This window comes from Ferdinandcohnia salidurans, assembly GCF_042680725.1.
Taxonomy (GTDB): Bacteria; Bacillota; Bacilli; order Bacillales; family Bacillaceae_L; genus Ferdinandcohnia; species Ferdinandcohnia salidurans.
Genome location: NZ_JBHUEK010000010.1, coordinates 217,835 through 242,359 on the forward strand (window position 1 = coordinate 217,835; position 24,525 = coordinate 242,359).

The following is a 24,525-nucleotide window of genomic DNA, read 5'->3' on the forward strand; positions in this document are numbered from 1 at the left end:
AACATTGTTGAGGAAAACATATGGGATTTTTTAAAGAATCTCAAAAATAAACTTTCATAATATAAAAAAAAGTAGTAACATAGTCTTGTGATAAGGTCATCAGATGACCTGTTCACATGTTTTGCTAAAGGGGGAAATACAAAAATGAAAGTCACCTTATTTGCCACCTGCCTTGTTGACATGTTTCAAACAAATGTGGGGAAAGCGACGGTTGAATTACTAGAACATCTCGGCTGTGAAGTGGTGTTTCCGGAAAGTCAGGTTTGCTGCGGACAGCCTGCTTATAATAGTGGATATGTAGAAGAAACAAAAAAAGCAATGAAAAAAATGATAGAAACCTTTGAGACTTCGGAATACATTGTTTGTCCATCTGGTTCCTGTGCAAACATGTTTCACGAGTACAAAGATATTTTTAAAGGGGACCCCGTGTGGGAACCAAAAGCAATTGAATTAGCTAAAAAAACGTATGAATTAACACAATTCATTGTCGAGGTTTTAGGAATTCATGATGTTGGTTCAACCTTCAAAGGAAAGGTAACCTATCATACATCCTGTCACATGACGAGATTGCTAGGTGTAAAAGAACCGCCAATTAAATTATTAAAAAATATTAAAGGCGTGGAATATGTCGAGCTTCCAGGCAAGGAAAACTGCTGCGGTTTCGGTGGGACGTTCTCTGTAAAAATGGGGCAAATTTCGGAGCGAATGGTTGATGAGAAGGTAAAATGTGCTGAAACAACAGAAGCAGACTATCTCATTGGTGCTGATGCGGGCTGCCTAATGAATATCGGAGGTAGAATCAACCGACTTGGGAAACCAATTGAAGTCTTGCATATTGCTGAAGTATTAAACTATCGAAACTAAGGAGGGGAGAAAAAGTGGCATTAAAAACAAGTAACGAAAAATTTAAAACTCGAGTGGAAACGGAAGTTCAAAATACCTTTATGAGGGGAGCAGTTTCTAAAGCTCAGGAAACAATTCAAGGCAGAAAGCAAGCGGTTACAGATGAATTAGGTAACTGGGAGGAATGGCGCAATCACGGGGAAGAAATTCGCCAGCATGTCCTTGAAAACTTAGATTATTACCTTTATCAATTAAGCGAGCAGGTCTCAAATCGGGGTGGACATGTTTTCTTTGCGCAAACGGCAGAGGAAGCAAGTACCTACATCAGTGAACTTGCAAAAAAGAAAGAAGCTAAAAGTATTGTCAAAGCGAAATCGATGGTAACAGAGGAAATCAGTCTAAATCAAAAACTAGAGGAAGCGGGTTGCCGTGTCATAGAAACCGACCTTGGCGAATACATCCTACAGATGGATGATCATGAACCACCATCCCATATCGTTGTTCCAGCCTTGCATAAAAATAAAGAGCAAATTCGAGACGTATTTGCGAATAAAATGGATTACAAGAATTCGGAAAAGCCCGAAGAACTCGCTTTATTTGCGAGAGAATCATTACGCCAAGATTTTTTACAAGCAGATATGGGGATCACCGGTTGCAACTTTGCGGTTGCGGAAACAGGCTCAATCACACTTGTCACAAATGAAGGAAATGCCGACCTTGTAGCTGCTCTTCCAAAAACACAGGTTGTCGTAATGGGAATGGAACGCCTTGTTCCAACCTTTGAAGAAATGGAAGTACTTGTTGGAATGCTAACTAGAAGTGCGGTCGGTCAAAAATTAACAAGCTATATTACGACATTAACAGGTCCACGAGAAGAAGGGGATGTTGATGGACCAGAAGACTTTCATCTTGTGATTGTCGATAATGGACGTTCAAATATTCTTGGTACAGAGTTTCAATCTGTATTACAGTGTATCCGCTGTGCGGCGTGTATTAATGTTTGTCCGGTTTATCGCCATGTTGGTGGCCATTCTTATGGATCGATTTATCCAGGTCCGATTGGTGTCGTGTTAACACCATTGCTCGGAGGCTATGACGATCACAAAGAATTACCGTATGCATCAACCCTTTGTGGCGCATGCACCGATGCGTGCCCGGTGAAAATCCCACTTCATCAATTGATTCATAAACATCGTGAGGTCATTGTGGAGAGGGAAGGGCGTGCACCAGTCTCTGAAAAACTATTAATGAAGGCATTTGGTTTTGGAGCATCATCACCATCTCTTTACCAAATGGGGTCAAAACTCGCGCCAACCTTAACAAAGCCAATAACTAATGGTGACAAAATTACAAAGGGAATCGGCATGTTAAAAGAATGGACCGATGTTCGGGACTTCCCGGCTCCAAATAAAGAGAGATTTAGAGATTGGTTTAAGAACCGTGAAAAAGGGGGCGAGGAGTAATGAAAGGAACTGTCCATAACCGCGACGCCTTCCTCGACCTGATTGCCAAACAACTTGGTCGGGAACGAAAAACAACATTAACACCACTTGTGTGGAAACATAATCCACAGGAAGAAGTGTTAAAGGATGCAACTGTGGATGAGTTGATCGAGGTTTTAAAGCTTCAATGCACCAAAATCCATACGGAACTCATTATGACGTCAAAATCCAAGTTATCGGAAGCTCTAGAACAGAAAATTAAAGAATTTGGAAACGGACCAATTATTACCTGGAAAGATGAGCGCTTTGAACAATTTGGGATTCAGACCTTATTGAAAGAAGAACAAGCTTTTGAATGGAATCCTGACTTGGGAAAAGAGAACATTGCAAAAGCAGAACAAGCAAACATAGGAATTACGATAAGTGAAATCACATTAGCGGAATCAGGTACAGTTGTGTTATACAGTGGTCCGAATCGGGGAAGAACAATCAGTTTCCTGCCAACTAATTCGATTGTAATCCTTCCAAAAAGTACGCTTGTTCCAAGGATGACCCAAGCAGCAAAGATTATCCGAGAAAAGGTTAAAATGGGAGAACAAGTACCTTCAGCTATCAATTTCATCACTGGACCTAGTAATTCTGCAGATATTGAATTAAATCTTGTTGTTGGTGTTCATGGACCAGTAAAGGCTACATATATACTGGTAGAGGATTTGTAAGTAATAATTATTTATATTTGCAACCTGTAAGTTTTTAGAAACAAAGTTTATGTTTCTTAGCTTACAGGTTTTTTTCTATTTGATTTGTTATAAATTGTATTCCTGCACCCACACACTTATTAATTAAGATAGTGTATTATAATGATGTTTATCGAAGGCTTTTGGTTGACTTCCGGATTAAAATATCGGAAGGAAGTACGATTCTCCTTTTATCTGCAGATCCTTTCTAAAGCTTGCATGCCCCGAATTGATTGATTCTCCTAATTTATAAGAAGCAGTAAAACGAATGACGAGTATACATTAGTTGCCGCCAACTTGAAACAAATTGATTACTCTAACAAAGCAAATATTAATAGATTGAAAGCATTAAAACACCCACTTATAAAAAATGACTCAGGGGTTGAAGATGGGAGTATTAGGGAAGCATTTACACTAAAGGCCTTTTCTTACAGGTAAAAGCACGCACAGCCTAACCTTTAAATGAGGTTGACTGTGTTTTTTTAAAAAAAATATCATATAAGGAATTTGAAGCATAGTAGAGTTGAGTCCTCCCCTCAAAAAACTATCCACAACCCCGAAAATCTTGATACAATAGGGACAGAGGGACAGGTCCCATGTCCCAAAATTATTACCTGAAGTGGGACAAGGGACCTGTCCCCGCGACCCAAAAAGGAGCATGTTTATGTTCGTATTGTTGATTACTATGTTGGAGCGGTTAGGGATTATTGTTGCAATCGCTTTTATTTTGACGAGATTGAAATTTTTTAGAGGGATGATGTATCAGGAGGAACTGAACCGCTGGCAAAAGCTTGTGGCGATTGTCTTCTTTGGTTTTTTTGGAATCATCGGTACGTATACTGGCTTAAGCCTGAACACGGAAAGTTTGCAACTTGACCGGTGGGCATCTGCTTTAACCACTGATGAGGCTTTAGCGAATTCACGTGTAATTGGTGTTGTGCTTGCGGGTCTTCTTGGAGGCTACAAGGTTGGTTTAGGTGCGGGCCTAATTGCAGGGATTCATCGTTTTACCCTGGGAGGATTTACTGCGTTTTCCTGTGGCTTTGCATCGATTATTGCTGGTTTTATCTCCGGATACTTTTATAAGAAAAATAAACATGTGAAACTGAGCACAGCATTTATTATTGCAGCCTCTGCGGAAGCGCTTCAAATGCTGGTTATTTTACTCTTCTCACGACCGTTTGAAAAGGCATGGGCTTTAGTTGAGATTATTGGGATTCCGATGATTTTAGCAAATGGTCTAGGCTGTGCGCTTTTCCTTATGATTATTAAAAGTGTAATTAATGAGGGAGAACGGGTGGGGGCAGTTCAAGCTCAAAAAACACTGCGGATTGCCGACAAGACGCTCGCTTATTTACGGAACGGTTTGAATCGTGAAACAGCTCAGGCTGTTTGCCATATTATTCAGGATGAAATTCAAGCTACAGCTGTCTCGATGACAAACACGAACGAAATCCTAGCGCATGTGGGTCTTGGCCATGACCACCACCGTTCACAAATGCCTATTCAAACACAAATTACACAGGAAGTTATTCATAACGGAAAAATTGTAATCGCAAACAAAAAAATGATTCAATGTAGAGATGAGGATTGTCCACTTGGTGCTGCTGTGATTGCGCCATTAAAACGTAGAGAGGAAACGATTGGGACATTAAAATTCTATTTCCGTTCTGAAAAAGAAATTACACCTGTTGTCACAGAACTAATTTCTGGATTAAGTTCCCTTCTAAGTAATCAGCTTGAAATTGCGGAGGCGGACAAGGCGTTTCAGCTTGCAAAAGAAGCGGAAATCAAAGTGCTTCAAGCTCAAATCAGTCCGCATTTTCTGTTTAATACATTAAATACGATTCTCTCATTAGTAAGGAGAGACCCAACAAAAGCTAGAAAACTACTCGTTTCTTTATCCCATTTCTTACGTCAAAACCTATCGGTGACGACACAAAGTGTAACAACTTTAGAGCAGGAATTACGGCAGGTTCGAGCTTATTTAGAAATTGAGGAAACAAGGTTTGTAGACAAATTGAAGGTATCCTATAAGGTAGAAGAAGCTGCTTTGTATCAGCATATTCCACCACTTACCCTCCAGCCGATTGTAGAAAATGCAATCAAGCATGGCATGAAGGATCGTGATGGAGACTTTCAGGTCAGTATCTCCATTCAAAAAGGGAATGACTGTGTTTATGTAAAGGTTGAGGATAATGGAATGGGGATGAGTAAAGAACGTGCTAGGGAAATTTGCGTTACCCCAATCAAGTCAGAAAAAGGTAGTGGTGTCGCTTTATATAATGTGAATAGAAGACTCACGATGCATTTTGGTGAAAAGTCTGCATTAGCAATTAAAAGCGAAGTAAATAAGGGAACGGAAATCGCTTTTTCAATTCCACTTACGGAGGCTATATAAAATGGAAACAAAAATTAAAACACTCATTGTCGATGATGAATTATATAGTCGTGACGAACTGTCACATCTCTTAGAGGCGCATCCATCCATTCAAATAGTCGGGGAAGCAGATTCAGGGGAGGCAGCGATTTTAAAAGCGATCCAACTTCAACCAGATGTTGTCTTTTTAGATGTAGAAATGCCAAAGGTTAACGGAATGGATGCAGCAAAAGCCCTTTTGGAATTAAAAAAGTCGCCACTTATTGTGTTTGCAACCGCCTTTCCGGAATTTGCTGTGGAAGCATTCCGTTTTAATGCAATTGACTACTTATTAAAGCCGTTTGATGAGGAACAACTAGAAGAAACAGTAAAACGGATCGAAAAGCATTTCCAGACGTCTGAGGAAAAGGAAAAAGGAAGGCAAACTGGGAAATTGGCGATTGATTCAAGCGGTGAGATTATCTATCTTGAGCCAAAGGATATTTTATACATTGTAAGAGATGAAAAAATAACCAAGCTGATAACTAAGATAGGTGAATACGAGACAAAAATACAGCTGAAAGATTTGGAGAGCAGACTTGAATCATACGGGTTCTTCCGCATTCATAAAAGCTTCCTTGTCAATTTAAAATATGTCACTCGCCTCACACCTTGGTTTAACGGCGCGTATCAATTGGAAATTGAAGGTAGAAGTGAACAGCTCTCAGTTAGCCGAAATTATGTAAAGGCATTAAGAGCGAGCTTAGAAATCTAAACAAAAAGGTAGAAATTTTGCATTTTAGTTCACAATTTAGACACGTTATTGTCGAATTTCTACCTTTTAATCTAAAACCCTCCTAAAATACTTTTAAAACATTATAATTATTGTAAACGCATTCATAAATTATAATAAAGGGAATAGGGGGAAATAGAATGATTACCTTTTTAGCTAGTATAGCTTTGTTAATTGTAGGATACTTTACGTATGGTAAATATGTTGAAAAAGTATTCGGAGTGAAGGAAGAACGTACTACACCAGCATATGTAAACGCTGATGGTGTAGACTATATTCCAATGAGCACAAAGAAAAACTCGTTGATTCAGTTACTTAATATTGCGGGAACTGGACCAGTATTTGGACCTATTATGGGAGCGCTTTATGGACCAGTTGCATTCATTTGGATCGTGGTTGGCTGTATCTTTGCAGGTGCGGTTCATGATTATTTAACTGGTATGATTTCTATTCGTAACAAAGGGGCTCACTTACCAGAGCTTGCGACTAAGTTTTTAGGAAAAGCAATGAAACACGTTGTAAATGCATTTGCTGTTTTACTTTTACTATTAGTTGGTACCGTTTTCGTATCAACTCCAGCAAGTTTATTAAATCTATTATTAGATGGAAAAGTTGCTTTAGGAATTCTGATTGCTGTCATTTTCATCTATTATATTTTGGCTACTTTATTGCCAGTAGATAAAATTATCGGTCGTCTTTACCCATACTTTGGAGCAATCCTTTTAATCAGTGCTGTAGGTATTGGTATTGGTTTAGTAGTTAAAGGAGCACCAATTCCAGAACTTTCATTATCAAATTTCCATCCTGATAATGCACCAATTTTCCCATTACTATTCTTTACAATCACTTGTGGTGCTTTATCTGGATTCCATGCGACACAAACACCAATTATTTCACGTACGACACAAAAGGAAAGCCAAGGTCGTAAAATTTTCTACGGTATGATGATTGCTGAAGGGATTATCGCCATGATTTGGGCAGCAGCAGCAATGAGCTTATTCGATGGTTATGGTGGTTTACAAGAACTTCTTGCAGCTGGTGGACCAGGAGCAATTGTAAGTGAAGTTTCAACATTAATGCTTGGTGCTGTTGGTGGAACTCTTGCAGTTCTAGGTGTTATCGTATTACCAATCACTTCTGGTGATACTGCATTCCGTAGTGCTCGTATGATTATCGCTGAATATATAAATATGGCACAAAAGAAAATGTCTAGCCGTCTATGGATTGCTGTTCCGTTATTTGCAATCTCAGTTGTACTAACTCAAATTGACTTCAATATCCTTTGGAGATACTTTAGCTGGGCGAACCAAGCTACAGCAGTAATTGCCTTATTCGTAGGTGCAATGTACCTATACATTGCGAAAAAGAACTACTGGATCTCACTAATTCCAGGAACATTCATGCTTATCATGGTAATCACGTATATCCTAAATGCACAAATCGGTTTCCGATTACCAATGAACATTGCTTGGTACGGTGGTTTTGCAGGAACTGCAATACTACTTGTATTATTCTTCCGTCAAGCTAAGAAGTTAAGAGCAGCAAATCTTCCGCTTGAAGTAGATATCTCAGACTATAACCGGGTGGCTTAAATGGGTTGCTGTAGTCCTGAATATCGGAAGGTAGTTGAGGCTCAAGAGCAGAAGGTCAATCAGCAAACGAATGACAAAGTTCCTGTTTGGGGAAAGATTGTGAGCATCTCCATTATTATTGGAGCCATAATCACCTTTGTACCTTATAAATGAATCAAAAGTGCATGCATTCTTTCATGAATGTATGCACTTTTTAATGTTTGAAAAACAATTCACAAACTTGTTGATTTCCTATATATGAAATCTTTAGTACTATAAAAGTAATAAAGGATATCTTTCTGCACAAAATATCAGAAGGACACCTAGGGAGGTTCATACAGATGGAAATGACAATCAGTGAAGCAACTGTAAAATGGTTCAAAGAGGATATAAGTGTAAAAGAAGGCGATAGCGTTCGATTTTATCCAATGTTTTACGGAACGAGCCCTGTACAAGAAAAGTACTCATTAGCCTTTTCAACGCATGATGAACCCATCCAAATTCATACAAGTCAAAAGATTGATGACATTGAATTTTATGTAGAAGAGGATGACATTTGGTTCTTTAACGGCCATAATCTTATTGTCGACTATAATCCAGATAAAGATGAATTGGAATATCAATACCCAAAACCATAGGCTCACGATAAGTGAGCCTTTAATTATTTTTAAGATGTGATTCGAATCACGAACCAATTCTTAAAACTATGCTATTTTCAAACATAACAGGTATTTTTCAATAGTGCATAGTTTGAAAGGAGAAATTCGTGTGAGTGAACTTATTAAAAACCGTGAACAAAATAAAATCAGTGACCAAGAGCGTGAGGCTCTTATAAAACAAAGCTTTAAAGATTTACATAATGGTAAATCTGTTGAAGAGATTAAATCTCAACTAAAGGATAAAGTGGGCTATATTACGATTGGGGAAGTGTCAAGGCTCCAACATGTGTTAATGGAAGAAGAAAATATCCAAGCACATGAGGCTACAGAAATTTGTTCAAAGCACCGGGAAATTTTCAAGGGTTTTATAGAAGATACGCTCAATCGTCACCCAGAAGAACAACCTGGACATCCTGTGTATACGTTTAATCTTGAAAATAGAGAACTTGAAAAGCTAGTAACTATAATCAAGGAGAATTTGCAAGCATTTGAAGCAGTTGATCATAATGAAAATAGATTGAAGTTACTCGGTGATTGTAATCTTTTATTGGATATCAGAAAGCATTATGAACGAAAAGAACAGCTTCTCTTCCCATATTTAGAAAAATACGGCATATATGGCCCAACAAATATGATGTGGAAGATTGATGATTTTATTGTAGATGCAATAAAAGATGCTAAAAGAATGCTTACAGAATATGATGGGGATAAACAGTCAGTTGTGGAGGTTATAAACTTTTTTGCCGATCAAATAGACGAAATGATTTATCGCGAAGAAAATATTCTCTTTCCAATGTCGTTAAATAATTTAACAGAGGACGAATGGTTAAAAATTGCTCATGAAAGCGATGAAATCGGTTTTTGTTTAATTTCTCCGGAAGATTGGAAGCCTGAGCGAAGTGTGATAGATGACGAGCAAGTGACGTCAAAAGGATTTATTAAAATGGAAACGGGTATCCTGTCCCTTAAACAACTTGAATTACTTTTAAACCATTTACCGGTAGATATTACGTTTATTGATAAAGATGATGTCGTTCGCTACTTCTCAAAAGGAAAAGAGCGTATCTTTGCTAGGACGAAGGCTGTGATTGGCAGAACTGTTCAAAACTGTCATCCGCCTAGAAGTGTTCATGTCGTCGAAGATCTGCTGGATGACTTTAAAGCGGGAAGAAAAGATGTTGAAGATTTTTGGATCAAAGCAAAAGGCAAATATGTGTATATCCGTTATTTTGCGGTCCGTGATGAAGATGGAGAATATATCGGAACGATGGAATTCTCTCAAAATATTGCTCCAATCCAAGAAATTGAAGGAGAAAAACGGATTTTATCATAGTCACCATGAAAAATGCTGACAGCTCAATGTCAGCATTTTTTTGGAACATCCCAAAAAAATGTTACCTCAAACAAAAAGATTCTCTGCTCACACTCCAACACAAACAAAAAAAGAACCATCATTTCCATCTCTGAATGATTGGTTCTTATGTTTATTACGGTATAAGTGATCTTTTTTCGTTTTTGTCATCCTTGTTTGCATGTCGATTTCTACAAATGGGCTTCTTCCGTTTTCTGGATTTCGTTTTCCTTCGCGTACAAGCTTCTCGCGCAATTTCTTAGCTTTTGATTTCGCCATCTTCAAATCACCTCTTCAAAATATTCACATTTTCATTATACATGTTTTCTCACATGGCTTCCATTAGAAATTTTCAACAAAAATAGGCGTACTCCCATACAGATGCAAATGCCCTGAATAGGATATAAACGACAACGAATTTGGGGAGGTGTCGGTATTGGCTGATGAGAAAGAAAAAGAAACCCATGAGGAGCAGGAGTTCCAACGAATGGATCCATGGGAATTCTTTTGGGGAAGAAGACCAAGGTCCGAAGAGGAAGAAATTGAAGAAGAGTAATATGCCCGATGCAATTTAAAAAATAGGTCGCATGGATTGTTTCATCTATGCGGTCTTTTTTTAATCTAAAAGTATGGCATAATAAGAGCAAGTATAATTCGGAGGATATCCATGCAGGAAAAAATAGTAGATATTTTACTAAATTATGAGGCATATGCAGTAATCATAAGCTTATTTCTAAATATAGTGATTAGCATTTTTGGAGTTCTTCCAAGCGTATTTATGACAGCGGCTAATCTTCTTGTTTTTGGTGTTTGGAAAGGGACCCTTATCTCTTTTATTGGAGAGGCAATGGGTGCGATTGTGGCATTTTGGTTATACCGCAAAGGATTTAAAAGGTTCATTGATAAGAAGAAACACAAACATTCGCTTATTGATAAACTGCTTTCCGCCAAAGGGAAAGAAGCATTCATGATGATTCTACTATTACGTTTGTTCCCTTTTATTCCTTCGGGGGTAGTTACCTTTACAGCAGCAATGGGTGAAGTGAGTTTTATCAACTTTCTTTTCGCAAGCTCACTAGGGAAAGTTCCATCCTTACTTATTGAGGCGTATTCGGTGCACAATGTTGCTGCTGGGACAATGGAAGGGAAAATCATTTTAACAGTCGTTTCAGTTGTTGGAATCCTGTATATTTGGGCTAAACTAGTAAGAAAGAAAAATACATAGAGATAGTTACATAGAAATGAGGGTTGGACTGGAGATGCAAAAACAACGTATTTTAATTGTGGAAGATGAAGAGAAGATAGCAAGGGTATTGGAGCTGGAATTGACATATGAAGGCTATGAAACTGGAAAAGCCTTCGATGGTAGTACGGGGTTACAACTGTTTCTAGAAGAATCATGGGATTTGGTCCTGTTAGATATCATGCTTCCGGGAATTAGCGGAATTGAGGTGCTTAGACGCATTCGAGCTGCAAACTCAGGTACACCGGTCATTCTATTGACTGCAAAAGACTCCGTAGAAGATAAGGTGTCTGGCCTTGATTTGGGAGCAAATGATTATGTGACAAAGCCCTTTCAAATAGAAGAACTGCTTGCACGTATTCGAGTAGCACTTCGAAGTAAACCTACTCATTCAATTTCCGGTCAAGAACAAACTGAGGACTGGTTAAGTGTGGGGGACCTCAAGCTTAATGAAGGAACACATGAGGTCATTCGTAGAGACGACGCAATTGAGCTAACACCAAGAGAATTTGATTTGCTTACCTATTTAATGAAGCATCCAAGACAGGTGTTGAATCGGGAGCAATTATTAAATGCTGTTTGGGGTTATGACTATTACGGGGACACAAATATCGTGGATGTGTATATCCGATATTTACGAAATAAAATGGATAAGCCATACGACGAGCCATTAATTCACACAGTACGTGGTATCGGCTATGTGATGAAGGAATCGAAATGAAACTAAGAACTAAGATCAATTTATTCACGGCTGTTTTGTTTATCATTTTGTTAATCTTAATTAATATTGCGTCTTTTTTTACGTTTAGGCATATGATGTTTCAAAATGAATTAGACCGTACACATGCCGAAACGGTACGAGCACTAAATGGGATATCCGAATCTGTTAATACAATCCCTGCACAGACCTTGCTTCGTACATACATGCCGATTAATGGAATGCTGCAGGTCGTGTACCCGGATGGAGTGGTAGGGCCAAAAGCGTATGTTCCAGAGCAGAAAGTGTTAAAAGACTTTCCAACTTCCTATCAAAAATCAGAACGAAAAGAAATCCTTGATTATGATGGAAGACCTTACGCTTTTACTTCATTGCCAATCATTTGGCAAAATGGTGAAGTAGCTGAGCTTCAGATGGTGGAAGATTTATCACAGACAGCTGCCAACTTGAAAACATTAAGCCTCGTATTACTTGCTGTAACGATGATTGCAACCATTCCTGTTATCGTTTCAACTAGGGTATTGAGTAATGTGATTACAAAGCCTATTACGGCGATGATTCAAACGATGCGGGAAATTCGAAAAAGCGGTCAATATAAACGGATTGAATTAACAAATGAATCGAACGATGAATTGCATGAAATGGGCCAAACCTTTAACGAAATGATGGATTTATTAGAAGTAAACTATGAAAAACAGGAGATTTTTGTCTCAAATGCGTCTCATGAGTTAAAAACACCTTTAACGGTTATAGACTCTTACTCAAGCCTATTAAAGAGAAGGGGACAGACAGACCCAAAGCTTTTTCAAGAAGCAGTGGATGCGATACAGTCCGAAGCCATTCATATGAGGGAATTAACGCAGCAGCTATTATTAATGGCAAAACATGATGAGCAATGGAAACTTCAGATGGAAAGCATTCCTCTACTGCAGTTAGTGGACGAGTCGGTTACTTCTTTCCGCGAGGGCTACAAACGCGACATTTCAATCATTGTGGAAGAAGAATCCAGTGTGAAAACTGATAAGCAAAAACTTAAACAAGTTTTTTATATTTTAATGGAGAATGCTCTAAAATATAGCGAAAAATCTGTGATTGTAGTGATTGGTAAGGAACGGAATCAATCAAACATTAAAATTATAGACCAAGGGATTGGGATTCCGTCACAGGATGTTGGAAAAGTATTTGATCGTTTTTACCGTGTTGATAAAGCGAGAGCGAGAAAAACAGGGGGCTATGGACTAGGACTTTCACTAGCAAAGGAATTGGCAGATGCAATCGGGGCGAAACTCGTTCTCGAAAGTGTTGAAGGAGAAGGAACAACGGCCAATATTCTGCTATCCAATGAGGATTCTCATTAATTTCTCATAAAATGCGGGTATTATAGTAGATAAAAAGAAATCAATGGAGTGAGTGCAATGAAAAAAGGAACACTTCCGAAAAGTCTACTCGCTGTAGCAGGTATTATAGTCGCAACTGTTGTGATCTGGCAGCTAACAAAGACCTTTACATCTGCAGAACCTTTATCTGAAAAGGATGCCACCCGCCTTGTGGAAAAGATGTATAGCGGTGAAAACACAGAGGTGAGCCGAGAAGATGACGTTTACAAAATTAAATTTGAAATAGAATCCGGCATTTATGAAATAGATGTTAATCGGAAAACGGGGGACGTTACTAACCTCACTCAGATTTCACAGGAACCTCAGGAAAAAACAGAGGCTGAGGTCCGGGATATATTAGCCAAAGAGAAGGCCGGAGAAATTAAAACAATTGAAAAGAAGAATGAACAAGATAAAGCCTATTATTATGCAACTGTCACAAAAGGCGAAACAGAAGCAACTTATAAATTAGAAACAACAACAGGTAAGATTGTTGATGTTGTAGAAAATAAGCAGCAAACACAGACTCCTCCAGAAACAACACCAAATACACAAGAGCCTCCTACAAAGACAGCACAACGTATCTCTGAGCAACAGGCAATTGAGCTTGCTCTTAAAGTTGTAAATGGTGTTGTGGATGATGTTGAACTTGAAGAAGAAGCGGGCCAGCCCTACTATTTTATTGAAATTGAAGATGCCGGGGAAGAAGAATTCACCGTACAGGTTCATGCAATCTCCGGTGAAGTTAAAGCGATTGTGTCAGAAGATTAATTCATAGAAACTCTCACATATTTCTCATCAATTTCTCATTTTATTATCTGAGTTTCCTCATTTTCATTGACTATGATGAAGATAGTTCAAGTAAAGGAGGAAACAAACATGAAGAAAAAACTTGTGGTACTAGGAATTGTTGGAACAGTTGTATTAGGAGGAGCAGTTGGAGTTGGTGCTTTCGCGAAAGAAGCTGAAGTTCCATCTAAAAAAGCTGAAGAAATTGCAATGCAAGAGGTAAAAGGTGCACATGTGAAGGAAATTGAGCTTGAGCGCGAGAATGGAGAGCTTATTTACGAAGTTGAGCTTGAAGGTACACATGATGACGATATTGAGGTAGAAGTCAATGCAACTACAGGTAAAGTTGTAAGAGTTGATGATGATCGCGATGATGATGACGATGCAAAGGCAAACAACGTAGCGTCTGGAACAGTTGTTAAAGTAGATGACCATGATGACGACCGAGTTACTTCTCAAAAAGCTGCTGTTTCATCACCAAAGGTTTCAAAAGAACAAGCCATTTCAATTGCAACTAAGGATACTCCAGGTAAAATTGTAGAGATTGAGTTAGATGATGATAATCATTATGAAATTGAAATGATATATGAAGGAAAAGAAGTCGAAATGGAAATTTCTGCAGTAGACGGAACGATTTTAAAAAAGGAAATAGATGACCTTGACGACAATGACGACGACAACGATGATGACGATGACGATGACGATGACAAAAACTAATATTAAAAACAAATGAGGCCAGGACGATCCTGACCTCATTTTTCATTACATATTTTCCTCAAAAACATCCGTTACATCGTGTGGACCATATGATTGATTCGATGGGATGACTAACGTGATGCCTGTAGCAGGATAATAAGAAGAAGCAAAGCTCAATCCAGGATCATACCCCATCACATGATATTTATAAATCTCAGATTCTCTTTTAGAAATCCATACCCCATAGCCGTAGTATTCATCATCCTCAGCATGTACGTGAGGTGTTAAAAGCAAGTTAGTCGTTTCCTTGCTTACTAATTTATGGCTCAAGAGAGCATCCCATAATTTCATCATGTCGGGTGCAGTGACAAACGCTCCACCATCTGCTCCTCCTTGAATTGGAATCGAGTACATATTTGTTCGCCATGTTCCATCTTCCTCGTTATCGATATACCCAATTGCCGTGTTTTTCGGTAGGTTATCGAGAGAAAAATATCCTGAGTCTACCATTCCACATGGATTAAAAACTTTCTCAATCACATAATCCGTAAATGATTTCCCCGTTTTGTCCTCAATGATTAACCCTAATAAAATATAACCGGCATTGTTATAATGAAATCTTTCACCTGGTTCAAACATCATATTGCTATTCTGGAACAATGGAAGAAAGTCCTTCAATCCACGGATTAGGTACATCGGATTGTCTTTCCAAAGCTCCTCAAAATCATCCATAACGGCTTCATCAAAATAATCAGGGACACCGGAAGTATGAGTTAATAAATGGTGGATGGTAACATTCTCATGAAAATTAGGAAACTCCAAGTTCAAGCAATCTTTTAATCTTGTATCAAATGTTACTAAACCTTCTTCAACAAGCTGGCACACTGCAATGGCGGTAAAAAGTTTGCAGCCAGATGCGATTCCAAACCTTGTATTGATCTTGTTATCTAGTTCTTCAGCTCTATTGGAAAAGCCGTAAGCTGATTGGAGCATTACTTCATCAGGATGTTTGGCAAGAACAACTCCGGAAAACTGACTTTGGTTACAAAAATCATTTATTTTACTGTTTAAAGTTGAATTTAATGTATGCATTCATTTAACTCCTTAGTCATATTCCAATTGGCTTTTGCGACAAACAACAATTAAATTCAGGGACTCTATTAAATATTACCATAATTTTCTAGTTATATGTCGAAAGAATATTCAAAAAGACAGGGCATCATTATTTTTTTAGATGAGTAATATTTATACCTCGAAGTAAAATATAGTAAGTGAGGATAAGTATAAGGAGGAGAATACATGACCTATCTATTGCTATTAGTTGGCTTTGCGTTATTAATAAAAGGTGCGGACTATTTTGTTGAAGGTTCCTCTAAAATTGCTGGACTTCTTAACGTTCCTCCAATCCTCGTCGGGCTTACCATTGTTGCATTCGGTACGAGTTCACCAGAAGCAACGGTAAGTATTATTGCGGCTATCGAAGGCAATGCCGATGTGGCAGTTGGAAATGTAGTCGGAAGTAATATCTTCAATATTACATTCGTCGTTGGGATAACTGCCATGATAAACCCGCTGAAAGTAGAGAATGCTACGATTCGAAAAGAAATTCCATTTACATTTTTGGCTAGCATTGCCCTATTTGTAATGATGGGTGACCTGGCTTTACAAAATGCAACTGTTAATACCATTTCTCGGACTGAAGGGATCCTCCTCCTCCTCTTTTTTAGTGTGTTTTTGTATTATATTATTGAAGTGGCAAGAAATAATCGTAATTCTGTAGTGACTGAAACGACAGATAAAAAATGGGGCAAAAATATTGCTTTCACACTCGGTGGCTTAGCAGCAATCATTTTTGGCGGGGATTTGGTGGTAGATAACAGCATTAAAATTGCCTACTCCTTTGGAATGAGTGAAACATTAGTGGGCTTAACTATTGTAGCGGTTGGAACTTCCTTGCCAGAACTTGTGACATCTGTTACCGCAGCCATTAAGAAACAAAGTGAAATAGCATTAGGAAACATCGTTGGAAGCAATATCTTTAACATTTTCTTTGTACTTGGTGCTTCTTCAGTTATTTCCCCATTACCGGTCGACGGAAAAATTCTTATCGATGTCATATTAATGCTTATTTTAACAATCGTCCTATTTGTATTCTCTCGAACAGAATTCAAAATTGCCAAATCTGAAGGTGGTATTCTTGCCGTTGCATACATCGCCTATATGGTATTTATCATTTTAAGAGGTTAAAATTCACCGTGTAATGCGGTGTTTTTTTATTAAAAATGTATAGATTATTAGATAAAAAATATGTAAACTAAATTAATACAGAAGTTGACAATTAGACTCATTACTTCAAAATAGGGGGGATGTTGATGTATAAGCTGCGGGGTCACCATCTTTTTTGCCTTTTAGGTTATAGGGGAATGGGCTATTCCAGAGAGTACGTGGAAAACATGACGATCGTTCACCAGACTCTTAGAAACTACCCAAGGACGCTTGTTCAGATTGTAAAAGGTCCAGATCATCTATGTGAAAAATACCCGAACAATGGTGAATACCATTGTCAAATTGCGTCCATCTACGAAAGGGATGCTATGATTCTAGAAAAAATGGGACTTCGAATCGGACAAATTTTAAGATGGGAAGACATTGAAGCTAGAATCCAAAAGCATATCATTCCTGCAGACATTCAAACGGTGTGTGAATCTTGCTCATGGCGCTCCTATGGCGTCTGTGAGGAAGGGGTACAGGAAATGATTGAAGGTAAAGGACTACGAGAAGTAAAATAAAGCAATAAAAAAATGCCTGAACAAGGCATTTTTTAGATTAAGTAAATAATGATAAAATATCCCATCATCACGCAAAGTCCCATTGGTACTCCGAACTTTGCCCACTCCTTACTTGTAATTTCTAATTTCCCGGCTGCAATAATATTAGGGATATTCCCAGGAATAAGCATTCCACCACTAATCAATAGTCCTAATAGTATTGATTGAATTGTAAAATGGTCCATCGCAGGGCTGATTTCGGCGGCTGCTAGAGTGGCGTTATCAAGAATGGCTGAAATCATATTTAGCCAGTAAAGAAGTTGCGGGTCAAGCCCGATGAAATAACGATTGATCATTGGTTCAAAGCCTGCACCTAGTAAGGTTAACCCCATGACGAAAAAATAAATCTTTAACGCTCGTACAAGAATTTCCTCATATGTTTCAAGATTTGATTCCTTTCCAACCGTTGCTTTTTTCCGATTTGGCGGCTCGACAACAAGGGTGGCCAATAAACCGAAAAGAAGGAGAGATGCGAAAATTTGAGGCCCGATTAAGCTTATTAAAAAGAAAAACTCTTCATTAAGCTTACTGATCGCAATCGTGGATAAGGGCTCCCCTATGGGTGTTAATGCTGCTCCCATTCCAATTGAAAAACAGGCGATTATCACGAAACGAATCATAGATGCACGTTCTAGTTTAAGTGAAGAGGCAACCAAAACAAGTACAAGTGCTGCGATGATGGCCGTTATGATACTTGAAATGAGCCCTAGGATAATGACAACTAATCCAATAAATAAGCGGAATGGGATTCTTCGGCTCAGTCCAACGATGGATCTTTGTAATGGTGTATGAAACCATTTGAAAAGCAAGCCAGCTATAAAAACAGCTAACGTGATTTTGATGGGATCAACTGCTGCCCGTATGAATAGCTGACTGCTAAATACACCGCCGACAACCGCAGCAAGAAGCCCCATAACAAATAGGAATAACTCTAGATTTTTCTCAACAATCCTGACCGAAAATGGCAAAAATAGAACAAAAATAAGAATTACTGACAATCCGATAATCATTCACATTACCTCAACTTTTCTTATTGATGCGCCTAGGAGCAAGTATTATATTCATATGCAAAAATCGGACAAACTTGCTAAACAATTTGTTACTTATTTAATAGTGTTATTTTTGATTTCAAGAATAGTGGAAAGAATAAGGGACATCTCTCTAGGTTAGAGGGCTGTTTTTTTATTGACTTTTTGGATAGCCGGAATTATAGTTAATGATGTTAATAGTTAAAGTGTTTAACTATTAAATGATTGAATCTTATTTTGTGAGGTGACATTGAAATATGGCTAAAACAAATATCAAGGAATTGGTTGATTTATATGTTGATGTTTCGTTTTCAGTGAATACCATTGCGGATTCGCTTGTGAAGGAACAGCTCGGAACCGAACTTACCAATGAACAGCATTATACACTTCGCTACATAAATAAAGTGGGTTCGTGTACATCAACCGAACTTGCAGAGGTTTTTGAAGTGAAAAAAAGTGCAATTACTGCCATCATAAATCGCCTTTTTGAGAAAGGGTTAATTGATAGAACACGTGACGAGAATGATCGACGACTTGTCTATCTAACTTTGTCAACTAGAGGGGAGAAACTGTTTTTAAAGACAGAGGAGCGGGTTAATAACCTTGTCGAGTCTATTATTGGTGAATTTTCTGAAGAGGAAATCGTTCAATTCTTAAAAACGTATGAAAAGCTTAATGGAATTCTTCAAAAGATAAAACAGAACAAGGTGGTGGAATAAGTATGAAATTTATTATAAAACGGAAATGGTTTGTCCTTATCGCATGGGTTGTTGTCGTAGCAGGATTATTCTTGGCAGCTCCGAATATGGGAGATCTTGTGCGTGAAAAAGGCCAGATAACTGTACCCGATGAATACTCATCCTCCATTGCAGGTCAAATTTTAAATGATGCACAGTCCCAAGAGGGTGGAGGAGATGAAACACAGGTGGCCCTTGTGTTTCATGATAAAAAGAAGTTAACAGATGACGAGATCAAAGAAGCGGAAAAAGCAATCCAACTTCTTGAAGAGAAGAAAGAGGAAATCGGGATTACCGAAATTCTTACTCATTTTAATGAGGAAACACTAAAGGAACAGCTTGTATCAGAGGAGGGAAAAGCAATCCTTGCCTCTGTAACAATTAGCTGGAATGACCGGGAGCCAAAAGAGGTCAGCGATGCTTTGTATCAAGCCATTGAAGATGTAAAGGTTGACCATTATTATACGAGTGAATGGCTCATTAGTGAAGATCTCGTAACCAGTTCACAAGAAGGTTTGAAAAAGACTGAAGGTATTACGGTTGTCTTTATCCTTGTGGTTCTTTTACTTGTGTTTAGATCTCTCGTAGCACCGATTATTCCACTTGTGACAGTTGGATTTACTTATCTTGCGTCACAATCGATTGTTGCGATGCTGGTTGATAAATTTGATTTTCCAATTTCAACCTATACACAGATTTTCTTAGTGGCTATTTTATTTGGAATTGGAACAGACTACTGTATTTTGCTTTTAAGTCGATTTAAAGAAGAACTATCACAACGAGAAAGCTTAACAGAAGCCATTGTTGAAACGTATAAAAATGCTGGTCGTACAGTATTTTTCAGTGGCGTTGCCGTCATGATTGGCTTTGCTGCCATCGGTTTTTCTCAGTTCATATTATACCAATCAGCTGTGGCTGTAGCGGTAGGTGTTGCTATTTTACTAGTTGCATTATTCACGGTCGTTCCATTCTTTATGGCCGTTTTAGGAAAAAAATTATTCTGGCCATCTAAGCAGAAATTAGAACATGGAGACAGTAAAATTTGGGCAGTTGCTGGAAGATTTTCATTAAGTCGCCCACTCTTATCTCTAATAATTGTTGCTGCAATCATTGCTCCATTCTTATTTGTGTATGATGGAGAGTTATCTTATAACTCATTAGAAGAATTAAGTGGAGATGTAAACTCGATTAAAGCATTCAATGCGATTTCGGACAGCTTCAGACCTGGTGAATCCATGCCAACTCAAATCGTCTTGAAAAATGATGAGGCAATGGACTCCACAGAGTATATCGAATTAGCTGAAAAAATCAGCCGTGAAGTGGAAAAAGTGGATCTTGTTGACTCTATTCGCTCTGTCACAAGACCAACTGGTGAACCAATTGAGGATTTATTCGTTGCGAACCAAGCAAAAACACTTGAAGAAGGTATTGGTGAAGGCAAAGACGGACTCACTCAAATTAAAGATGGGCTTGAAGAGGCAGGTAGTGAACTTGCAAAATCAGAGCCAGAGCTTAAAACCGCCACTGATGGAATCGGTGAATTAATTACTGGAACTAATCAGGTGAAATCTGTCCTAACAGAGATCCAAACAAACCTTTCAAAAATTGAGTCAGGGATCCGTAGCGGAACAGCTGGAATCGATACGATGATTGCTGAGGTTGACAAAGCAAAGGCTGGATCAGAAGAATTATTAAACTATTATAATACGAAACTATTAGTCGGTTATAAAGATGCCCAAAGTGGAATTGCTGGTTTGCAAACTGGCTACACTGAAATAGCAAATGCGCTCAAACAATTAACTACTGGTGTGAATCAACTAAATGAAGGTGGATTTGCTTATCTAGAAGGCTACTATATTCATGCAGAGAGTGGCCAAAGTATTGCTGATGATGATGTATATAAAGGAATGAAGCAATCCTTGCAAGGGATCCCACAATTATCAGCGGGGATTCAAGAACTAAATGGTCATCTTTCGGAAGTAAATACCGGAATGACTCAAGCTAATGCAGGATTTGAACAATTGCTCAAAGAACAAGCAGCACTTCCAGCTGGTCTTGAACAGCTAATTGCAGGTTTAGAAGAACTAAAAGGTGGGCTTGTCCAAGCGGCAAATGGCCAAGGACAAATCGTTCAAGGTATGCCACAAATTACAAATGGCCTTACAGGAATTAATGATGGCCAACAGCAGCTCCTTGATGGATTCGGAAGTCTAGGTGGTCAATTAACACAATTAACAGATGGACTAACTCAAAGTGCTGATGGTCTAGAGCAGGTTTCAGCTGGATTAGGATCCGCTCAAGAATATTTATCAAATCTATCAAACTCTGAAGAATTAAATGCTTTCTATATGCCAGAAGAAGTACTTGAGAGTGATGATTTCGCACAAGTCCTTGATGTATACATGTCAAAAGATCGTAAAGTCATGACATTAGATGTCATATTTGAAGCGAACCCATATTCTAACGAAGCAATGGCACAAATCGAGGAAATCGAAGCAGCTGTTGCAAGAGCAACAAAAGATACCAAGCTTGAAAATGCAGATGTCGCCCTTGGTGGTATTACAAGTACCAATACCGATTTAAGTAAAATGTCTGAACAAGATTACTCACGTACAATCGTGCTAATGTTTATTGGTATTGCGCTCATCTTAATTTTCTTGTTCCGTTCGTTAATCATGCCACTCTATCTCATAGGTTCATTAATTTTAACCTATTACACATCGATGGCCATTAATGAAGTTATTTTCGTCAATATTCTCGGATATTCCGGAATCAGCTGGGCGGTGCCATTTTTTGGATTTGTCATCTTAGTTGCACTCGGTGTCGACTATAGTATTTTCCTAATGGATCGCTTCAACGAATACCGTGATATTCCAGTAGCAGAAGCGATGCTTCTTTCTATGAAGAAGATGGGGACTGTTATTATCTCAGCAGCTATCATTCTTGGAGGAACATTTGCAGCCATGATGCCATCTGGAATGCTCTCATTGCTCCAGATTGCATCAATCACACTCGTCGGTCTCATGCTGTACGCATTTGTGATTCTGCCATTATTTATCCCAGTTATGGTCAAAAACTTTGGCATCGCCAACTGGTGGCCATTTAAACGACCAACCAATTAATCATAAAACCAGGCTCCCTGTCGCGGGGGCCTTGTTTTTTTAGGCTAAGTTGTTCACTCAAAATAACTCCGATATATCTTTTCAATTTTTTCCTTAAAGGGTTCCATCGGGACAAAACGTGCTTCTCTAACATACTCCTTACCTTCCACAAATAAAAGTAGGACCGGAACTGTGAAAATGGAAAAATAACCTGCAACATCTTCAACATCGTCGGCATTCACAAAGCCAAGTTGTATTTCGGGGAAATCACCCATTACTTCCCTAACCTGAGGCAATAATGAATGGCAAACACTGCAATCGGTTCTTGAGATGTAGATAAAAGAAAGTGGATGTTTCTCTATAAAATGTTGGATATTATCAACAGATGTTAATTCAATAAATTCTCTCATTTTGGGCCTCCAAACAAAAATATGATATTAATAAGGTGCGTAAGCCTTTATGCTTTTAAACTCATTCAGAGCATTAATTGTATGAATATATAAAAACGTTGTTTTGCACATACTTTAATTTCTTCGCGCACATTATACCCTATGTGGTATAATGATATACAATAGCACAGTGGAGGTACAAGATGCATTTCATACAAATTGGCTCTCTAGCCATCATGACAAAATGGATCATCCTTGGAGTTGGCATAATCGCAGGCCTTATCATAGCAAGGGTTTGGTTAGCCAAAACAACATCAACTGACAATACCAAAAGCATTATCAATCTACTCACTAACGGCATTTTCATTGGCTTTTTAGCGTGGAAGGGAAGTTTATTCCTTTTAGAGCCAGCACTCGTCATAAAAAGTCCGATGTCCTTACTCTATTTCACCGGAGGAACAAAAGGATTAGCGATTGCATTTGTTATTATATTACTTTATTTTCTATATCACATAAAAAAGAGAACAGTAACAAAATCGCATCTCATTCGCTCAGTGCTTATTGTGAGCTTCACAACCGCTATGCTCCATGATTTACTAGCGCTATTTTTCCTTCACGATGACAGTGTTTTGCATTTTATAAAATCAATGGGTGCATTCTTTCTTTTATTGTTGACACTCTATAATAAAGGACAACAAAAAAAGGAAGTGCTTCATGAGATGAAAAAAGCAGCGTTAATCGTTGGTTTAACAGGCCTTATTGTGTGGACGGTCAATAGCAATATTTCTTTCGCTACCCCGACAGAAGATGTAAAAGCAACTGAGGTTGAAGTTGGAATTTCTGAAGGGCAATTGGCACCTGATTTCACCTTAAAAACAACAAGTGGAGAAGAAATGAAGCTTTCAGAGTTTAGAGGGAAGAAAGTTATTTTAAACTTTTGGGCAAGCTGGTGCCCACCATGTAAAGCGGAAATGCCACATATGGAAGAGTTTTATGTGGAAAATAAGGAATCCAATGCTGCGCTGTTATCGGTAAATCTAACAACTGCAGAGAAAAAGAGCTCGGACGTTGCGAAATTTGTGGATGAATATGGGCTCACCTTTCCAGTCCTACTTGATGAGGAAGGAAATATTGGACAAATCTATCAAGCTTACGCGATTCCGACAAGTTATTTAATTGATTCCAGGGGCATCGTCCGGAAAAAAATTGTCGGGCCGATGGATAAGGAAATGATGACAGAGTTAATCAATAGTGTGAATTAAAAAAAGAAAAGTGAGTCTCGTCACTTTTCTTTTTTTTCGCCCTGATTTTGAATGAGTTCGTCCACCAAGTTTTCAGCAGCACGACGATAAAATTGGCTAGCTGTAATAAAGGATAGAATCAAAAGCACCTTTTTCAGCTGTTCATCCTCGGAAGCGCCAATTTCTTCTGACACATCCTTCATCTTTGTATCGACATCTTCTTTGAATTCAGTTGCATTTTTTTTATAGAGAGCAAGATAGCTCTTATAAAATTCTTCGAGCTCGAACTTCTCATCATTCATGATTCTTTGATTTACACCATCAAGTGTTGCCTTGATATCATTGATGGATAGCCCACCTTTTAGTTGGTAAATCAAACTTAATAAAAGTAAATGCTCTCTCGAATATTTTTTGTTTTTAATCGGAATCAGCAATTTACCTTTTGCGTAATTGTTGATCATGGTTTTCGTAAGGACCTTTTCATCCTCATTTCTTTTTGTGGGGCTAAACGTATTTTCAAAGAGTTGGATGACCTGGTCCATGTATAAATCAATTTGTGGAATGTCCTCTAAAAAAATATTTTTATCAACATCTATATTCATGGTTATGACCTCATTTATAACG

24 protein-coding genes are annotated in these 24,525 nt (G+C 38.3%); 19 read left to right on the top strand and 5 right to left on the bottom strand.

The window, feature by feature from the left end; genetic code table 11:
• Window positions 1–144 precede the first annotated feature (144 nt).
• The 9 genes from ACFSFW_RS08370 to ACFSFW_RS08410 all read left to right on the top strand — a co-directional run bounded on the left by ACFSFW_RS08370 (window position 145) and on the right by ACFSFW_RS08410 (window position 9,737).
• Complete coding sequence (locus ACFSFW_RS08370; RefSeq protein ID WP_388037100.1) at window positions 145–864, top strand: lactate utilization iron-sulfur protein LutA; 720 nt, start codon at window positions 145–147, stop codon at window positions 862–864.
• Window positions 865–878: 14 nt separating this feature from the next.
• Window positions 879–2,306: a LutB/LldF family L-lactate oxidation iron-sulfur protein gene (locus tag ACFSFW_RS08375; protein WP_388037103.1), complete on the top strand. Its 1,428-nt coding sequence runs from the start codon at window positions 879–881 to the stop codon at window positions 2,304–2,306.
• Entirely contained in the window at window positions 2,306–3,004 is a 699-nt protein-coding gene (locus tag ACFSFW_RS08380) for a LutC/YkgG family protein (RefSeq protein WP_388037106.1), read from the top strand. The genes ACFSFW_RS08375 and ACFSFW_RS08380 overlap by 1 nt, the downstream gene beginning before the upstream one ends.
• 682 nt (window positions 3,005–3,686) lie before the next feature.
• Window positions 3,687–5,423, top strand: coding sequence for a LytS/YhcK type 5TM receptor domain-containing protein (locus ACFSFW_RS08385; protein WP_388037109.1), 1,737 nt, complete (start codon window positions 3,687–3,689; stop codon window positions 5,421–5,423).
• 1 nt (window position 5,424) lies between these two features.
• Entirely contained in the window at window positions 5,425–6,156 is a 732-nt protein-coding gene (locus ACFSFW_RS08390; RefSeq protein ID WP_388037112.1) for a LytR/AlgR family response regulator transcription factor, read from the top strand.
• 158 nt (window positions 6,157–6,314) lie between these two features.
• A complete protein-coding gene (locus ACFSFW_RS08395; RefSeq protein WP_388037115.1) occupies window positions 6,315–7,766 on the top strand; it encodes a carbon starvation CstA family protein in 1,452 nt (483 codons plus the stop codon).
• Window positions 7,767–7,919, top strand: coding sequence for a hypothetical protein (locus ACFSFW_RS08400; RefSeq protein WP_388037118.1), 153 nt, complete (start codon window positions 7,767–7,769; stop codon window positions 7,917–7,919).
• 167 nt (window positions 7,920–8,086) lie between these two features.
• A complete protein-coding gene (locus ACFSFW_RS08405) occupies window positions 8,087–8,383 on the top strand; it encodes a HesB/YadR/YfhF family protein (protein ID WP_099352593.1) in 297 nt (98 codons plus the stop codon).
• Between the two features lie 130 nt (window positions 8,384–8,513).
• Window positions 8,514–9,737 carry a DUF438 domain-containing protein gene (locus ACFSFW_RS08410; protein ID WP_388037122.1) on the top strand — a complete coding sequence of 408 codons (1,224 nt, stop codon included), beginning with the start codon at window positions 8,514–8,516 and terminating at the stop codon, window positions 9,735–9,737.
• 87 nt (window positions 9,738–9,824) lie between these two features.
• On the opposite strand, the gene brfA is transcribed toward ACFSFW_RS08410, so the two are convergent.
• A complete protein-coding gene (gene brfA, locus ACFSFW_RS08415) occupies window positions 9,825–10,034 on the bottom strand; it encodes a ribosome rescue factor BrfA (protein ID WP_388037124.1) in 210 nt (69 codons plus the stop codon).
• Between the two features lie 388 nt (window positions 10,035–10,422).
• Between brfA and ACFSFW_RS08420 the strand changes: the two genes are divergently transcribed.
• The 5 genes from ACFSFW_RS08420 to ACFSFW_RS08440 all read left to right on the top strand — a co-directional run bounded on the left by ACFSFW_RS08420 (window position 10,423) and on the right by ACFSFW_RS08440 (window position 14,598).
• A complete protein-coding gene (locus ACFSFW_RS08420) occupies window positions 10,423–10,980 on the top strand; it encodes a TVP38/TMEM64 family protein (RefSeq protein ID WP_304216092.1) in 558 nt (185 codons plus the stop codon).
• Window positions 10,981–11,014: 34 nt separating this feature from the next.
• Entirely contained in the window at window positions 11,015–11,719 is a 705-nt protein-coding gene (locus tag ACFSFW_RS08425) for a response regulator transcription factor (RefSeq protein ID WP_388037128.1), read from the top strand.
• The gene (locus ACFSFW_RS08430) at window positions 11,716–13,074 is read left to right on the top strand and encodes a sensor histidine kinase (RefSeq protein WP_388037131.1); all 1,359 of its coding nucleotides are present in this window, start codon (window positions 11,716–11,718) and stop codon (window positions 13,072–13,074) included. Before ACFSFW_RS08425 ends, ACFSFW_RS08430 begins: the two co-directional genes overlap by 4 nt.
• Before the next feature lie 57 nt (window positions 13,075–13,131).
• The gene (locus tag ACFSFW_RS08435; protein WP_388037134.1) at window positions 13,132–13,863 is read left to right on the top strand and encodes a PepSY domain-containing protein; all 732 of its coding nucleotides are present in this window, start codon (window positions 13,132–13,134) and stop codon (window positions 13,861–13,863) included.
• Window positions 13,864–13,971: 108 nt separating this feature from the next.
• Window positions 13,972–14,598: a PepSY domain-containing protein gene (locus tag ACFSFW_RS08440; RefSeq protein WP_388037136.1), complete on the top strand. Its 627-nt coding sequence runs from the start codon at window positions 13,972–13,974 to the stop codon at window positions 14,596–14,598.
• Between the two features lie 45 nt (window positions 14,599–14,643).
• Here the strand turns inward: ACFSFW_RS08440 and ACFSFW_RS08445 are convergent, their stop codons facing one another.
• Window positions 14,644–15,669, bottom strand: coding sequence for a serine hydrolase domain-containing protein (locus tag ACFSFW_RS08445; RefSeq protein WP_388037139.1), 1,026 nt, complete (start codon window positions 15,667–15,669; stop codon window positions 14,644–14,646).
• 207 nt (window positions 15,670–15,876) lie between these two features.
• Here ACFSFW_RS08445 and ACFSFW_RS08450 point away from each other — a divergent pair, with 207 nt between their 5' ends.
• Window positions 15,877–16,824 (top strand): calcium/sodium antiporter, encoded by a 948-nt coding sequence (locus tag ACFSFW_RS08450; RefSeq protein ID WP_388037142.1) that lies wholly within the window; start codon window positions 15,877–15,879, stop codon window positions 16,822–16,824.
• Between the two features lie 125 nt (window positions 16,825–16,949).
• Complete coding sequence (locus ACFSFW_RS08455) at window positions 16,950–17,366, top strand: DUF1284 domain-containing protein (protein WP_388037145.1); 417 nt, start codon at window positions 16,950–16,952, stop codon at window positions 17,364–17,366.
• Window positions 17,367–17,398: 32 nt separating this feature from the next.
• On the opposite strand, the gene ACFSFW_RS08460 is transcribed toward ACFSFW_RS08455, so the two are convergent.
• The gene (locus tag ACFSFW_RS08460; RefSeq protein ID WP_388037148.1) at window positions 17,399–18,415 is read right to left on the bottom strand and encodes a DUF1646 family protein; all 1,017 of its coding nucleotides are present in this window, start codon (window positions 18,413–18,415) and stop codon (window positions 17,399–17,401) included.
• Window positions 18,416–18,690: 275 nt separating this feature from the next.
• Between ACFSFW_RS08460 and ACFSFW_RS08465 the strand changes: the two genes are divergently transcribed.
• Both ACFSFW_RS08465 and ACFSFW_RS08470 read left to right on the top strand, forming a co-directional pair.
• Window positions 18,691–19,152, top strand: coding sequence for a MarR family winged helix-turn-helix transcriptional regulator (locus ACFSFW_RS08465; protein WP_099361662.1), 462 nt, complete (start codon window positions 18,691–18,693; stop codon window positions 19,150–19,152).
• Window positions 19,153–19,154: 2 nt separating this feature from the next.
• Window positions 19,155–22,292, top strand: a complete 3,138-nt coding sequence (locus ACFSFW_RS08470; RefSeq protein WP_388037152.1) for an MMPL family transporter — start codon at window positions 19,155–19,157, stop codon at window positions 22,290–22,292.
• A 53-nt stretch (window positions 22,293–22,345) separates the two neighbouring features.
• On the opposite strand, the gene ACFSFW_RS08475 is transcribed toward ACFSFW_RS08470, so the two are convergent.
• Window positions 22,346–22,681 carry a thioredoxin family protein gene (locus ACFSFW_RS08475; RefSeq protein ID WP_388037155.1) on the bottom strand — a complete coding sequence of 112 codons (336 nt, stop codon included), beginning with the start codon at window positions 22,679–22,681 and terminating at the stop codon, window positions 22,346–22,348.
• Window positions 22,682–22,863: 182 nt separating this feature from the next.
• Between ACFSFW_RS08475 and ACFSFW_RS08480 the strand changes: the two genes are divergently transcribed.
• Complete coding sequence (locus tag ACFSFW_RS08480) at window positions 22,864–23,922, top strand: peroxiredoxin family protein (protein ID WP_388037158.1); 1,059 nt, start codon at window positions 22,864–22,866, stop codon at window positions 23,920–23,922.
• Between the two features lie 20 nt (window positions 23,923–23,942).
• On the opposite strand, the gene ACFSFW_RS08485 is transcribed toward ACFSFW_RS08480, so the two are convergent.
• Window positions 23,943–24,503 carry a DUF1836 domain-containing protein gene (locus ACFSFW_RS08485; RefSeq protein WP_388037161.1) on the bottom strand — a complete coding sequence of 187 codons (561 nt, stop codon included), beginning with the start codon at window positions 24,501–24,503 and terminating at the stop codon, window positions 23,943–23,945.
• Window positions 24,504–24,525: the final 22 nt, after the last annotated feature.